Raw genomic sequence first — 13,180 nt, forward strand, 5'->3', positions numbered from 1 at the left:
ACTGCTCTGGGTACCGCGCAATCCAGGCGTTTGGCCGTGCAACGACCCGGGAAGTTGCTCCTCGATCGCCCGGCCAGCCCGGGCACGAGTGAAGAGGTGACGATGAGCGACGTTTCCCGGCTTCCCGGTCCCATGGACTTCGCCTGGCAGTGGCAGCGCCTCGGCTCCTGCCGCGGCATGGACAGCGGCGTGTTCTTCCACCCGGACGGCGAGCGCAACCCGTCCCGGGCCCGACGCACCGCCCAGGCCAAGGAGGTGTGCGGCCGCTGCCCCGTGGTGGAGCAGTGCCGTGAGTTCGCCCTGCAGACGCGGGAGCCGTTCGGGGTGTGGGGCGGTCTCGCCGAGGCGGAGCGCCGCGTCATCCTGGAGCGCCAGGGGATCCCGCTGGCGAGCTAGTCCTCCACGACCACGACCGACAGCTCGAGACAGCGGTAGCGCAGGAGCGGGATGCCGTAGACCTGCGCGATCCGCTGCGCCGCCCGTCCGACCGCCGTCCGGCCGGCGTCGGACGGCGACACGGCCGGGGCCAGGCAGTACACGCCGGGCTCCGGGTCGAACCCCACGAGCTCGCTCATCGCGGCCACCATGTCGGCCTCCGCCGCGGGGCCGAGCGGGCCCGTCAGGCCCAGCCGGTGGACCTTCAGGTCGGTGAGGTCGAGCGCCGACGCCCTGGCCTGGACGTCATCCGGCTCGTCGTCGCCGTCGTCACCATCGCCGTCGTCGAGCACGATCGGCTCGCTCCCCGCAGGGCCCAGGACGTGCACGGACCCGCAGGCCTGCACCGGGATGTCGTCGGCCGCCAGCAGCAGGTCGACCTCCTGGAAGCTCTCCAGCAGGCGGGCGAGATCCGACTCGGGCCGGAACAGCTCCATGGCGCTCGCGGCCACCGCGACCGCCCGCCGGTGCCGCACGGGAACACCGATCCGGTCGGCGGCGCCCAGCGCGACCGGAGCGGCGGAGGCGGGGAGCTCCGGGACCGCGACCATCGAGTACGTCTCCTTCGACGTGAGCCCTTCACGGAGCCTGCAGGTCTTCCACCGTGCAGTAGACAGGTCGTGCACCGCACGAATCCAGCCCGGAGGGCCGAGCGGCCGACCGAGGTCCGTGAACGGTGAACTACCCGCGGGTAGGGTGATCGGGATCTGCCCTGTCCACGGTGGACGGTCGACCGGCTGTCAGTCGTCGAGCCGCACCGCGAGCAGCGCCACGTCGTCCCGGAGCCCGTCCGGCACGCAGACCCGGAGCACCTCCTCCACCACGCTCTCGGCGTCCGTGCCCGGCTCGAGGTGCGCCACGGTGCGCTCGAGCAGGTCGGTGCGCTCGTCGGCGTCCTCGCCCGCGATGTCGGTGATGCCGTCGGTGTAGAGCAGCAGGATCGAGCCGGGGGCGCACGAGACCTCCGCCTCCGCCCGGCCCGGGCCGCTGCGCCGGCCGAAGTCGGGCACCGCCCCGATCATCGGGCTGCGCTGCCGGTCGAGACGCACGAGCGTGCCGTCCGGCTCCAGCAGCAGCGGCGCCGGGTGCCCGGCGTTGGCGTAGCGGACGATCCGGTGACCGGCCAGGTCCGGTTCCTCGATGCGCGCGTACACCGCGGTGGCCATGGCCGCCATCTCCAGGCCCTGCACCAGCTGGTCGCAGCGGTCGAGCACCGATCCGGGCAGCCCGCCGTCCCAGGCGTAGGAGCGCACCACACCGCGGAGCTGGCCCATGGCGGCCGCGGCGCGCAGGTCGTGCCCCACGACGTCGCCGACGGCGATGCCCACGGCGCCGTCGGGCAGCGGGAGCACGTCGTACCAGTCGCCGCCGACCTGGTTGCCGTCCATGCCGACGAGGTAGCGCGCGGCGAGCCGCAGCCCCTTCACGGTGGGCAGGGCGGGCAACAGGCTGTGCTGCAGCGTGACGGCCGCCGCGTGCTCGGTCTCGTAGAGCCGGGCGTTGTCGACGGTGAGCCCGGCCCGCCCGGCCAGGTCGGTGGCCAGGTGCAGGTCGCGCGAGGTGTAGCGGCGGCCGTAGGGGTGCTGCGTCATCAGGGTCAGCGAGCCGAGCACCCGGCCCCTCGCCCGCACCGGCACCACCATCGCCGAGCGCATCCGCAGCCGCTCGTAGGTGGCCGCGGCCGGTGACCCGACCGCGGCGTCGTAGCGATCGGTACCGCTCTCGGGCAGCTCGGACAGCAGCACCGGCTCCAGGCCCGCGAGCACCGCTCCCGTGTCGCTGCCGGCGCCCACCCGGTAGTCACGCAGCTCGCCGAGGGTGCGCAGCCGCGCCTCGTCGTCGGCGTCGCGGGCGGCCACGGCCATGCGGACCGGCGTGGCCGAGCCGGGACGGTCCAGCAGGTCCACCGCGCAGAGGTCGGCCAGCTGCGGCACGACGATGCGTGCGAGGCGCTCGCAGGCGTCCGCCACGTCGAGCGCGCCGGTCATCTGCGTGGTGGCCTCGGCCAGCAGCCGCAGCTGCCCCCGGGCCTCCTCGGCGTCGGCGAGCGCCGTCCGGCGCTCCTGCTCGACGAGCACGCGCTCGGTGACGTCGTTCTGGACCCCGACGAAGTTGACGAGCTCGCCGGTGCCGTCGAACACCGGGGAGATCGACACCTGGTTCCAGTAGGCCGTGCCGTCGCGCCGGTAGTTGAGCAGGATCTCGGTGATCGGCTCGCGCCGGCGCAGCGCGCCCACGATCCGGTCGACCGCCGACCGGTCGGTGTTGGGCCCTTGCAGGAGCCGGCAGTTCTTGCCCACCACCTCGTGCAGCGGGTAGCCGGTGAGGCGGGTGAACGCCGGGTTCACCCAGATCAGCGGGTCGTCCTCGCGACGCGGGTCGGTGATCGTGAACGACATCTCGGTGGCGACCACGGCCCGGTCGCGCAGCACCTCGAGTCGGCGCCGCTCGCCGTGCTCGGTGTTGGAGAGCTGCTGGAACACCACGAGGGCACGGGACTCCAGGTCGCGCTCGTCGTCCGGGCCGTCCACCGGCATGTCGAGGACGCCCGACAGCGCGAAGCCGGTGACCCAGAGCAACCGCCCCTCGGTGGCCTCCCGCTGCTCCGAGGTGGCCGACGAGCCGCGGCGCGCGGCATCGTGCACGGCCACCGGCTCGCCCGCCACCGGGATCCCACCCGCCACCAGCGACAACGGCGACTGGGTCTCGCTCATGCGCTTGCCGCCGAGGTCGGTGAGGCCCGCCGCGTCGCCCCACACGTCGATGTCGACGGGCAGGCTGACGCGGTCGCCCGTCAGCTCGATGGCCGAGGAGTTGGCGTAGACGACCTTGCGCTCCCGCAGGTCGATCATGAGGATCGCAGCCGGCGCACCACCCAGGACCTGCGGCAGCTGTGCGGCGGTGGTCGCCGCCGCCGTCATTCCCTGAACATCCACCACCGCAGCAGCCTAGGACGCGACGCCCCGGAGTCGCGAGACGAAGCAGCGCGGCTAATGTTGGGCACAACGTGGTTGAGACTCCAGCCGCTCCCGAGAACTGCTGCCGTGACCAGCCGGAGGTGACCCACCGTGAGCGACCCCGTCGCGCCCTGCTCCCGGCCCACCGCCGACGCCCCGCCGCTGCGGACCTCCATCACCCTGCCGCAGCCCGGCACGGTCCTCCTCGACGTCCACGGCGAGGTGGACACCCTCACCGCTCCCCCGCTGGAGCAGGCCCTGAGCGACCTGCTCGCGGAGCAGGAGGCGGACCGCCTCGTGGTGGACCTGAGCGGCGTCACGTTCCTCGCGTCCAGCGGCCTGGCGGTGCTCATCCGGGCCGCCCACCGGGCCGCCGACCGCCGGCTCCGGCTGCGTCTCGTCACCGCTTCGCGGGCCGTGCGGAGGCCGTTGCAGATCACCGGTTCCGAGCAGCTTTTCGACATGTACGAGGATGTGTCCGCAGCGGTCGATTGAACGATCGCCCGCGCGGGTAGCAAGATGACCGGCACGACCCTCGCCAGTTCCACCGGAAGGAGATCGCCAGCGTGTCCGACCTGGACTTCCCCACATCCGCCGAGACGCTCGACGGGGTGTCCACCGTGGAGGTCCGGACGTCGGCGAACGCCGCGCTGATCCCCACCATCCGGGCGGTCGCCTCCGATCTCGCCGCCCGGGCCGACTTCGACCTCGACGCGATCTCCGACCTCCGGATGGCCGTGGACGAGGCCTGCGCCACGCTCGTGGACGTCGCGGCGCCGTCGTCCTCGCTGCGGTGCACGTTCCTCGTGCGCCGGGAGCGCATCGAGGTCCGCGCCGAGGTCAACGCCGGGCAGCCCGACGCGGCCGTCTCCACCGACACGTTCGGCTGGCGCGTGCTCCAGACACTGGCCGACGACGTGCAGGCGCTGCGCACGCCCGGCGTCGACGGCAACGGCCCGACGGTCGGGATCCGGCTGGACAAGCACGCCGGCGACGCCCCCCGGTGACCCAAGGCGACCCCGAGTACGGCCACCTCTCTCCTCTACTCGAGAAGTACGCCGCTCTCGATCCCGACGACCCCCGCCGCGAGGCGCTGCGCGACGAGCTGGTCACCGGCTTCCTGCCCGTCGCCCAGCACATCGCGCGGCGGTTCAACAACCGCGGTGAACCACTGGACGACCTCGTGCAGGTCGCCACGGTCGGTCTCATCAACGCCGTCGACCGCTACTCCCCCGAACGCGGCACCGACTTCTTCTCCTTTGCCGTGCCCACCATCAGTGGCGAGGTGCGTCGGCACTTCCGGGACCTCGGCTGGTCGATGCGCGTGCCGCGGCGGCTGAAGGACCTGCACGTGTCGATCAACACCGCCGTGTCGAACCTCTCCCAGGACCTCGGCCGGGCCCCGCGCCCCAGCGAGATCGCCGACCAGCTCGGCGTCCCCGTCGCCGACGTGCTGGAGGGGCTCGAGGCGTCGGAGGCGTACCGCAGTTCGTCGCTGGACGAGATGCTCTCGTCCGAGCAGGGCAGCGCCACCGTCGGCGAGCTGGTGGGCGAGGCCGACGCCGAGCTCACCCGCGTCGACTTCCAGCAGGCCCTGCGGCCCGTCCTCGCCGAGCTGCCCGAGCGCGAGCGCACCATCGTGCTGCTGCGGTTCTTCGGCAACATGACGCAGACCCAGATCGCCGACAAGGTCGGCATCTCGCAGATGCACGTCTCGCGGCTGCTGGCCCAGACGCTCGACCGGCTGCGCACCCGACTCGACCCGGACACGCGCTCCGGTTGAGCGTCGGCGACGATCAGGGCATGCGTCTCCCCGCCCACCCCCATCACGGCACCGGTAGCGGCCGCCTCGCCGGAAGGAGCACTCGGTGACCAACCCTGAACATGTCCTCGTGGTGGGCGCGGGCCTCGGTGGCCTGCGCACCGTGGAGCAGCTGCGCGCCACGGGCTACGAGGGCCGCATCAGCCTCGTCGGGGCCGAGGAGCACGCGCCCTACGACCGGCCGCCGCTGTCCAAGCAGGTGCTCACCGGCGACTGGGAGCCCGAGCGCACCGGGCTGCGCACCGTCGAGGAGCTCGAGAACCTCGGCGTGCGCACCCACCTGGGGCTGCGGGCCGTCGCGCTGCGCCCGGGCGAGGTCGAGCTGTCCGACGGCGCCACGCTCTACGCCGACGCGATCGTCGTCGCCACCGGGCTGGTGGCCCGTCGGCTCCCCGACCAGCCCGCGTCGGTCCACACGCTGCGCACCCTCGACGACGCGCTGGCCCTGCGTGCGCAGCTCGAGAAGATCGGGTCGCTGCTCGTCGTGGGCGGCGGGTTCATCGGGGCCGAGGTGGCCAGCTCCGCGCGATCCCGGGGTGTGGAGGTGACGGTCCTGGAGGCGCTGCCGGCGCCGTCCTCGCGCGCGCTGGGGGCCGATCTGGGCGCCGTGGCCGGCCGCCTGCTCACCGAGGGGGGCGTGGACCTGCGCACGAACGTCCGCATCACCGGGTTCGTCGACGGGGGCGTCGCGCTGGAGGACGGAAGCACCGTCACCGCGGACGCCGTCGTCGTCGGGATCGGCGGCGTGCCGGACCTGGACTGGATCGAGGGCGTCGACGCCTCCCGTGGTCTGCTCTGCGGCCCCAGCGGGCGCGTGGAGGGCCTGGAGGGCGTCTGGGCGGTCGGCGACGTCGCGTCCTGGGACGGGCACCGCAGCGAGCACTGGACGAGCGCGGGAGACCAGGCGGCGGTGGTGGCCCGCGACATCGTCGGCGAGGAGGCCCCGCCCGCCACCGTGCCGTACTTCTGGTCCGACCAGTTCGGGCTCAAGATCCAGCTGATCGGACGGCCCGACGGGGCCGACGAGGTGCTCCCGCTGCACGGCACGGGGCTGGACGGCGGCCCGATCAAGGGCACGGTGGCCGGGTACCTGGCGGGCGGGAAGCTCGTGGCCGTGGCCGGATTCGGCGCGGCGCGGCTGATCGCCCGCTACCGGGCGCTGGTGGCCGACGGGGCGGACCGGGCCGCGGCGCTGGAGTTCGCCGCGACCCTGTAGGCCCTACCTACCTGAAGAGCTTGCGCAGGATCGCGAGCCCGACGATCGCGCCGACCGCGATCAGGGCGTAGCGGACCTTCGGCTGGTTGAGCGTGTCGGTCACGCTCTGCTTGCCCGCGTCGACGAACTTCTTCGGGTTCGCCCGCTCGCTGAGCACGTCGAGGCTGTCGGCGAGGGCGTCCCTCGCCTTCTCGATCTCGCGCTGGATGGTGTCCGGGTCGCGCGCCACGACGCCTCCTGACGTACAGATGGTTGCTGAGGTGGTCACCGTAGATCACACCCGCCGTCACCGTCGGAGGGGCGTGCCAGGATCGCGTCATGAGCACCCGACTCGCGGCCGGCGACCCGGCCCCCGACTTCACCCTCCCCGACGCCGACGAGAAGCCCGTCTCGCTCTCCGACTACCGCGGCCGCCGCGTCGTCGTCTACTTCTACCCGGCCGCCAGCACGCCCGGCTGCACCAAGCAGGCCTGCGACTTCCGCGACAACCTGGCCGAGCTGAACGACGCCGGCCTCGACGTCCTGGGCGTCTCCCCCGACAAGCCCGCCAAGCTCGCGAGGTTCCGCGACAAGGAGGGCCTGACGTTCCCGCTGCTGTCGGACCCGGGGAAGACGGTCCTCAACGCCTACGGCGCGTTCGGGGAGAAGCAGATGTACGGCAAGACGGTCACGGGCGTCATCCGTTCCACGTTCGTCATCGACGCCGACGGGAAGATCGAGGAGGCGCAGTACAACGTCCGCGCCACCGGCCACGTGGCGAAGCTGCGCAAGGACCTCAAGGTCTGACCCTGTGGACAACTCCACATCGATCGAACTGACGTTCGGTACGATTCGGGCATGCCGAGACCTCGGAGCTGGACCGCCGAGGCCGGCCCTCCACCAGGGCGCCACACCGCTGCAGGACCTTCCGGCGCAGGGCTCCATCGTCCGTTCGAGCCTGCTGCGGAGGCGTCTCATCGCGGCCGGCCTGAGCGACCGGCGAGGAGAGCCACTCCCCTTGGTCCTGGACCACATCAACGGCGACCACACCGACAATCGGCCGGGGAACCTCCGTATTCTGTGCCCGAACTGCCACGCGCCGACCGACACATGGTGCGGGCGGAACAGGAGCCGGCGTACTCCAACTGGCAGAGAGGCGGCACTTAGAATGCCGACAGTGCGGGTTCGAATCCCGTCGCCGGCACCACCGCGGGGGTCCGCCCTCTGCGCCGCAGCGAGCTATGCGGCCGTTTCCGGGCCGGTTTCCGGGGCTGCCGCGGAGGGGGCGAGCTCCGGGCGGGCCGCCGGTCCCCGCCGCGACGCGATGGCCGCCCCGGCCAGGCCCAGGAGGCCACCGGCGATCGAGACCGCGAACGAGGCCGGGTTGATGCTGCCGCCGGTGGCCGCGTCGCCCAGCACCACGATGGCCACCGTGCCGGGCAGCACGCCGAGCACCGTGCCCACCGCGTACGGCAGCACGCGCACCTTCGCCAGCCCCGCGGCGTAGTTCATCACCGCGAACGGCACCGCCGGGATCAGCCGCAGCGACACCACCGCGAGCAGGCCGTTGTGGTCGAGCCGCCCGCGCACCCAGGCCACGCCCGGGCGGTGGGAGTGCCGGTCCACGAACGCGCCACCCACGAACCCCACCAGCCAGTACGCGGCCAGGGCGGCGAGCAGCGTGGCCAGCACGGTGAGCACGACCCCGAAGACCGCGCCGAAGAGCACCCCGGCGGCCACGGTGAAGACCGTGCGCGGCAACGGGGTGATCGTCACCACGCCCTGCAGCAGCACGAACAGCACGGGCGCCCACGCGCCGGCCTCGGCCACCGTGCGGCGCACGTGGTGGATGCCGCCCGAGCGGACCAGCAGCACCACCACCACGAGCAGGGCGAGCAGCACGAGCACGCCGGCGACCGCGCGCCACCATGTCGCGGCACGCCACGTCCCGGGTCGGGTCATGGCACCGACGGTACCCACGTCCGGGTGCCGCCCGCGGGAAGGGTGGGCCGATCGTCTCCCGGCTACCGTGATCGATCGTGGACACACCCGATCTCGACCTCGATCCCGACGGCCTCGCGGTGCGCCGTGAGGTGCTCGGCCCCGAGTACGTCGACGCCGCGCTGGCGAAGGCCGACGCCACCACCGCCGAGTTCCAGAAGATGATCACCGAGTACGCCTGGGGCCACGTCTGGACCCGCCCGGGCATCGACCGCCGCATGCGCAGCGCCGTGACGCTCACCGCACTGGTCGCCCACGGCCACCTCGCCGAGCTGGAGCTGCACCTGCGCGCCGCCCTGCGCAACGGGCTGACCCGTGAGGAGATCGTCGAAATCCTCCTGCAGACCGCGATCTACTGCGGCGTGCCGGCGGCCAACAGCGCGTTCGGGGTGGCCCGCCGGGTGCTGGCCGAGGAGGACCCCGTCACACCCTGAGCGCCGCCAGGTGCGGCACCAGCGCCCGCAGGGCGCGGCCGCGGTGGGAGGCCGCGTCCTTCTCCCCGGCGGACAGCTCCGCCGAGGAGCGCTCCTCCCCCTCGGGCACGAAGATCGGGTCGTAGCCGAAGCCGTTGGTGCCGCGCGGGGCCCGGATGATCCGCCCCGGCCACTCGCCGTGCACCACCGTCTCGGCGCCTCCCGGGACGGCCAGGGCGGCGGCGCAGACGAACGCGGCGCCGCGACGCTCGTCGGGCACGTCACCGAGCTGGCCGAGCAGCAGCTCCAGGTTGGCGACGTCGTCGCCGTGCTTGCCGCACCAGCGCGCCGAGAGCACCCCGGGCATGCCGTTGAGGGCGTCGACGGTCAGCCCGGAGTCGTCGGCCACCGCCGGGAGCCCGGTGGCCGCCGCCGCGTCCCGGGCCTTGGCCAGCGCGTTCTCCGCGAAGGTGGCGCCGGTCTCCGGAACCTCGGGGAACTCGGGCACGTCGGCGAGCCCGAGGACCGTCAGGCCGCCGAGGTCCGCCGTCTCCACGATGCGGCGCAGCTCGACGAGCTTGCCGGCGTTGCGGGTGGCGAGCAGGAGCCTGGTCATGCCGAGTTCTCCTCGACCGGTGCGGCCGATGCCACGAGAGCCGTGATGGTGGCGGGCGACATCACGGAGCGAGCTCCCCGGGGTAGGGCAGCGCGAGCGCCTCGGCCTGGATCTGCGCGATGCGCTCGATGCCGGCGAGCGCGGAGTCGAGCATGGCGTCGAGGGTGCGACGGCTGAACGTGGCGCCCTCACCGGTGCCCTGGACCTCGATCAACGTGCCGGTGTTGGTGGCGACGACGTTCGTGTCGACCTCGGCGCGCGAGTCCTCCTCGTAGGGCAGGTCGAGCCGGACCCGGCCGTCCACCACGCCGACGCTGACCGCGGCCACCTGGCACGACAGCGGCTTGGGGTCCGACAGCTTCCCGTGCGCGCCCAGCCAGGTGACGGCGTCGGCCAGCGCGACGTAGGCGCCGGTGATGGCGGCGGTGCGGGTGCCCCCGTCGGCCTGCAGGACGTCGCAGTCCAGGGCGATGGTGTTCTCCCCAAGTGCCTTGAGGTCGATGCAGGCCCGGAGCGAACGGCCGACGAGCCGGCTGATCTCGTGGGTGCGGCCGCCGACGCGACCCCTGACCGACTCGCGGTCGCTGCGGGTGTTGGTGGCCGAGGGCAGCATCGCGTACTCGGCGGTGAGCCAGCCCAGGCCGGAGCCCTTGCGCCAGCGCGGCACGCCCTCGGTGACGCTGGCCGCGCACAGCACCTTCGTGTCGCCGAACTCCACCAGCACCGAGCCTGCGGGGTGCTTCTGGAAGCCGCGGGTGATGGTCACCGGTCGGAGTTCGTCGTCGGTCCTGCCGTCTGCGCGTGCGGTCGCCTGGGTCACGGCGCCCAGCTTAAGGACGGCGCTTCACGCGGACCTCTTGACCTCACCGGTTTACTCCTTGAATGTTCACCATCAACGGGATCCCGGCGCACCCTCTGGTGATCCACGCTGTGGTCGTCCTCCTGCCACTGGCCACCCTGGGCGCGCTGCTGATCGCCGTCCGCCCCCGGTTGCGCCGCACCTTCGGCATCCCGGTGCTGCTGATGGCGCTGGTGGGCGTGGCCGCGGTGCCGGTCGCCACGCAGACGGGTGAGCAGCTGCAACGGGTGCTGCCCGGCCCGAACCCGTTGATCCAGATCCACGAGCAGCGCGGCAACACGCTGCTGCCGTGGGCGGTGGCGTTCCTGGTGGTGCTGGCGGTGGCGGTGGTGACCGAGTTCCGGACGAGCCGCCCGGTCGACGGGGCCACCACCCGGACCTCGTCGCGGGTCACCACGATCGCCACCGTGCTGGCGGCCGTGCTCGGGCTCGTCGTCACCGGCCTCGTCGTCTGGATCGGCGACGCCGGCGCGACGGCGGTCTGGAAGGGCGTGGGCAGGGGCTAGACCTCGTAGGCGGCATCCGGGGCCACCAGCTCCACCGGGCCGTCGAACGCCTCCTTGGCCTCGGCCATGAGCTGCTCGCCGTCGAACCAGACGGGCACGTGCGTGAGCAGCAGCCGCCCGACGCCGGCGGCGGCCGCGTGCTCCCCCGCCTCGCGCCCGGACAGGTGGACGCCGGGCGGGGCGTCGTCGTGGTGGGGCCAGGTGGCCTCGCAGAGCAGGACGTCGGCGCCGCGCGCGATCTCGACCAGCCCGGCGCAGGGGCCGGTGTCGCCGCTGTAGACGATGGTGCGACCCCCGGCCTCGACGCGGAGGCCGTAGGCGTCGCACGGGTGGTCGACGCGGCCGGCGCGCACGGTGGCCCCGGCCAGCTCGGACGAGCTGCCGTCGGAGATCGGGCGGAAGTCGAACACGTCGGTCATGTCGGTCTCGGCCAGCTCGGCCGCCGACGGCGCGTACGCGGCCGCGAAACGCGTCGGGGCCTCGGCGGGGGCCAGCACCGGCAGCCGGCGCGCGGTGACGTCGTAGGGCGGGCGCGGGTGGTAGCGGCGGAACACCGCTAGCGAGGCGAAGTCGGAGCAGTGGTCGGGGTGCAGGTGCGAGAACAGCACGCCGTCGAGCGTCCAGGGGTCGCAGTGGCGTTGCAGCGCACCGAACGTACCGTTGCCCAGATCGAGGACGAACCGCGCGTCACCGGCCTCCAGCAGGTACCCGGACGCGGGCGAGACCGGCCCCGGCCCGCTGCCCGAACAGCCCAGCACGATCAGCCTCATGGCCGAACGTTAGCCCTCGTGCGCCGCAGCCACCACAGTCCGATGAGGGGGAGCACGAGCGGGATGAACCCGTATCCGCGGCCGTAGACCGACCAGACCGTGTCGTCCGGGAAGTCGCCGCTGTCGAGCACCGTGAACGTGCCGACGGCCAGCACCCCGACCAGCTCGATCACGACGGCGGTCCACGCGAGCCGCCGTGACCAGGGACGGTGCCCGGCCAGGCCGATCGTCGCCAGGATGTAGACGACGCCCGAGAGCGCGGAGAGCAGGTAGGCCACGGGGGCCTCGTGGAACTTCGACGCGATCTGCACGGCGGCCCGGGCGGTGGCCGAGAGAGCGAAGATCCCGTAGACGGCGATGAGCACCCGCCCCGGACCCGAGGAGGTGGCGCGGACGGAGTCAGACACGGGCGTCCCACAGGTACTGGAGGCGGACCACCGCGACCGCGACGGCGATCGCGCCGACGGCGATCACCGTGCCGCCCCAGCGGGTGGGGCCGTCCCCGGTGTTCTCGTCGGTGGCGGTGGCGAACTGCGTGGCGATGGGCAGCACGCCGATGGAGACGGCCAGGTAGATGAGGAACGTGGAGGTCTCCACGAGCTGGACGCCGCCGAGCACCTGGACCACGGCGACGGCGGCCTGCACCACCAGCAGCGCGACGACGACCCCCACGGCGATCGTCGAGATGCGGTCCGGCGGCCGGTTCAGCACGGTGAGGACCAACCCGTAGACGGCGAGCACGCCGAGCGCCACGAGCACCACCACCTCGAGCGCAGCGATCACGGGGAAGACGCTACCGGGGCGGCGTGCAGCGCCTGCACGGAGGCGATCTCCGGGCCGAGGAAGCGCCGGCCCAGCCGGCGGAACGGCTCCGGGTCGCCGGTGGCGAGGAACTGGTGCGGGGCGTGCGGCGGGTCCTCGGGCTGGCGGGCGAGGTCGCGGGACATGAGCACGCGCACGAGGTCCTTGGCGGTCTCCTCGGCGCTGGACACGAGCGTGACGTCCGGGCCCATGACGATCTGGAGGACGCCCGCGAGCAGCGGGTAGTGGGTGCAGCCCAGCACCACGGTGTCGACGCGGGCGCGCTGCAGCGGCTCCAGGTAGCTCTGGGCGAGGCCGAGGATCTGGCGGCCGCTGGTCATGCCGCGCTCCACGAAGTCGACGAACCGCGGGCACGCCACGGCCGTGATCTCGAGGTCGCGGGCGGCGGCGAAGGAGTCGGTGTAGGCGCCGGAGGCGATGGTGGCCTTCGTGCCGATCACGCCGATGCGGCCGGTGTGGGTGGCCGCGACGGCGCGACGCACGGCGGGCAGCACCACCTCCACGACCGGCACCGGGTAGCGCTCCCGGGCGTCGGCGAGGCAAGCGGCGGAGGCGGTGTTGCAGGCGATGACCATGGCCTTGACGCCCCGGTCGACCAGCGCGTCGCCGAGAGCGAGCGCGTGGCGGCGGATGTCGGCGATGGACTGCGGGCCGTAGGGGCCGTTGGCCGTGTCGCCGACGTAGATCACCTGCTCGGCGGGGAGCTGGTCGATGACGGCCCGGGCGACCGTGAGCCCCCCGACCCCGGAGTCGAAGATGCCGATCGGCGAGTCCAGACCCATGG

18 protein-coding genes and 1 tRNA gene are annotated in these 13,180 nt (G+C 73.1%); 9 read left to right on the top strand and 10 right to left on the bottom strand.

Annotation, left to right across the window (positions count from 1 at the left end; translation table 11 throughout):
- Nucleotides 1-102 precede the first annotated feature (102 nt).
- Nucleotides 103-396, top strand: coding sequence for a WhiB family transcriptional regulator (locus BGP03_RS20270; RefSeq protein WP_296373782.1), 294 nt, complete (start codon nt 103-105; stop codon nt 394-396).
- Here the strand turns inward: BGP03_RS20270 and BGP03_RS20275 are convergent.
- Together BGP03_RS20275 and BGP03_RS20280 are read right to left on the bottom strand one after the other, a co-directional pair.
- Nucleotides 393-986, bottom strand: a complete 594-nt coding sequence (locus BGP03_RS20275; protein ID WP_298800484.1) for a hypothetical protein — start codon at nt 984-986, stop codon at nt 393-395. The genes BGP03_RS20270 and BGP03_RS20275 overlap by 4 nt on opposite strands.
- A 189-nt stretch (nt 987-1,175) precedes the next feature.
- Nucleotides 1,176-3,374 carry a SpoIIE family protein phosphatase gene (locus BGP03_RS20280; protein ID WP_298800485.1) on the bottom strand — a complete coding sequence of 733 codons (2,199 nt, stop codon included), beginning with the start codon at nt 3,372-3,374 and terminating at the stop codon, nt 1,176-1,178.
- A gap of 129 nt (nt 3,375-3,503) precedes the next feature.
- Between BGP03_RS20280 and BGP03_RS20285 the strand changes: the two genes are divergently transcribed.
- From BGP03_RS20285 to BGP03_RS20300, 4 genes are all read left to right on the top strand, one after another.
- A complete protein-coding gene (locus BGP03_RS20285) occupies nt 3,504-3,887 on the top strand; it encodes an STAS domain-containing protein (RefSeq protein WP_296373786.1) in 384 nt (127 codons plus the stop codon).
- A gap of 71 nt (nt 3,888-3,958) precedes the next feature.
- Nucleotides 3,959-4,399, top strand: a complete 441-nt coding sequence (locus BGP03_RS20290) for an ATP-binding protein (RefSeq protein WP_298800486.1) — start codon at nt 3,959-3,961, stop codon at nt 4,397-4,399.
- Nucleotides 4,396-5,175 carry a SigB/SigF/SigG family RNA polymerase sigma factor gene (locus tag BGP03_RS20295; RefSeq protein ID WP_296373789.1) on the top strand — a complete coding sequence of 260 codons (780 nt, stop codon included), beginning with the start codon at nt 4,396-4,398 and terminating at the stop codon, nt 5,173-5,175. The genes BGP03_RS20290 and BGP03_RS20295 overlap by 4 nt, the downstream gene beginning before the upstream one ends.
- 85 nt (nt 5,176-5,260) lie before the next feature.
- Entirely contained in the window at nt 5,261-6,430 is a 1,170-nt protein-coding gene (locus tag BGP03_RS20300; protein WP_298800487.1) for an FAD-dependent oxidoreductase, read from the top strand.
- 7 nt (nt 6,431-6,437) lie between these two features.
- On the opposite strand, the gene BGP03_RS20305 is transcribed toward BGP03_RS20300, so the two are convergent.
- Nucleotides 6,438-6,659 carry a DUF3618 domain-containing protein gene (locus BGP03_RS20305; protein WP_296373793.1) on the bottom strand — a complete coding sequence of 74 codons (222 nt, stop codon included), beginning with the start codon at nt 6,657-6,659 and terminating at the stop codon, nt 6,438-6,440.
- Nucleotides 6,660-6,748: 89 nt separating this feature from the next.
- On the opposite strand from BGP03_RS20305, the gene bcp reads away from it, so the two are divergent.
- Together bcp and BGP03_RS20315 are read left to right on the top strand one after the other, a co-directional pair.
- Nucleotides 6,749-7,216, top strand: a complete 468-nt coding sequence (gene bcp / locus BGP03_RS20310; RefSeq protein WP_298800488.1) for a thioredoxin-dependent thiol peroxidase — start codon at nt 6,749-6,751, stop codon at nt 7,214-7,216.
- Nucleotides 7,217-7,539: 323 nt separating this feature from the next.
- Nucleotides 7,540-7,616 (top strand) — tRNA-Leu (locus BGP03_RS20315).
- Between the two features lie 32 nt (nt 7,617-7,648).
- Here the strand turns inward: BGP03_RS20315 and BGP03_RS20320 are convergent.
- Entirely contained in the window at nt 7,649-8,371 is a 723-nt protein-coding gene (locus BGP03_RS20320; RefSeq protein ID WP_298800489.1) for a TVP38/TMEM64 family protein, read from the bottom strand.
- Between the two features lie 77 nt (nt 8,372-8,448).
- Between BGP03_RS20320 and BGP03_RS20325 the strand changes: the two genes are divergently transcribed.
- Nucleotides 8,449-8,844: a carboxymuconolactone decarboxylase family protein gene (locus BGP03_RS20325; protein WP_296373799.1), complete on the top strand. Its 396-nt coding sequence runs from the start codon at nt 8,449-8,451 to the stop codon at nt 8,842-8,844.
- On the opposite strand, the gene rdgB is transcribed toward BGP03_RS20325, so the two are convergent.
- Both rdgB and rph read right to left on the bottom strand, forming a co-directional pair.
- Nucleotides 8,834-9,439, bottom strand: coding sequence for an RdgB/HAM1 family non-canonical purine NTP pyrophosphatase (gene rdgB, locus BGP03_RS20330; protein WP_298800490.1), 606 nt, complete (start codon nt 9,437-9,439; stop codon nt 8,834-8,836). The two genes, BGP03_RS20325 and rdgB, sit on opposite strands and share 11 nt — an antisense overlap.
- A 61-nt stretch (nt 9,440-9,500) precedes the next feature.
- A complete protein-coding gene (rph, locus tag BGP03_RS20335) occupies nt 9,501-10,259 on the bottom strand; it encodes a ribonuclease PH (RefSeq protein WP_296373803.1) in 759 nt (252 codons plus the stop codon).
- Nucleotides 10,260-10,321: 62 nt separating this feature from the next.
- On the opposite strand from rph, the gene BGP03_RS20340 reads away from it, so the two are divergent.
- A complete protein-coding gene (locus tag BGP03_RS20340) occupies nt 10,322-10,804 on the top strand; it encodes a DUF2231 domain-containing protein (RefSeq protein WP_296373806.1) in 483 nt (160 codons plus the stop codon).
- Here the strand turns inward: BGP03_RS20340 and BGP03_RS20345 are convergent.
- The 4 genes from BGP03_RS20345 to murI are packed head-to-tail and all read right to left on the bottom strand — an operon-like array spanning nt 10,801 to nt 13,178.
- Nucleotides 10,801-11,574, bottom strand: coding sequence for an MBL fold metallo-hydrolase (locus tag BGP03_RS20345; RefSeq protein ID WP_298800492.1), 774 nt, complete (start codon nt 11,572-11,574; stop codon nt 10,801-10,803). The two genes, BGP03_RS20340 and BGP03_RS20345, sit on opposite strands and share 4 nt — an antisense overlap.
- Nucleotides 11,571-11,981 carry a hypothetical protein gene (locus BGP03_RS20350; protein ID WP_296373809.1) on the bottom strand — a complete coding sequence of 137 codons (411 nt, stop codon included), beginning with the start codon at nt 11,979-11,981 and terminating at the stop codon, nt 11,571-11,573. Before BGP03_RS20350 ends, BGP03_RS20345 begins: the two co-directional genes overlap by 4 nt.
- Entirely contained in the window at nt 11,974-12,357 is a 384-nt protein-coding gene (locus BGP03_RS20355; RefSeq protein WP_296373811.1) for a hypothetical protein, read from the bottom strand. Before BGP03_RS20355 ends, BGP03_RS20350 begins: the two co-directional genes overlap by 8 nt.
- On the bottom strand, nt 12,354-13,178 hold the full coding sequence (murI, locus tag BGP03_RS20360; protein ID WP_296373813.1) for a glutamate racemase: 825 nt from the start codon (nt 13,176-13,178) through the stop codon (nt 12,354-12,356). Before murI ends, BGP03_RS20355 begins: the two co-directional genes overlap by 4 nt.
- Between the last annotated feature and the right edge of the window lie 2 nt (nt 13,179-13,180).

The sequence above is a fragment of the Pseudonocardia sp. 73-21 genome, from assembly GCF_001899645.1.
Classification (GTDB): domain Bacteria; phylum Actinomycetota; class Actinomycetes; order Mycobacteriales; family Pseudonocardiaceae; genus Pseudonocardia.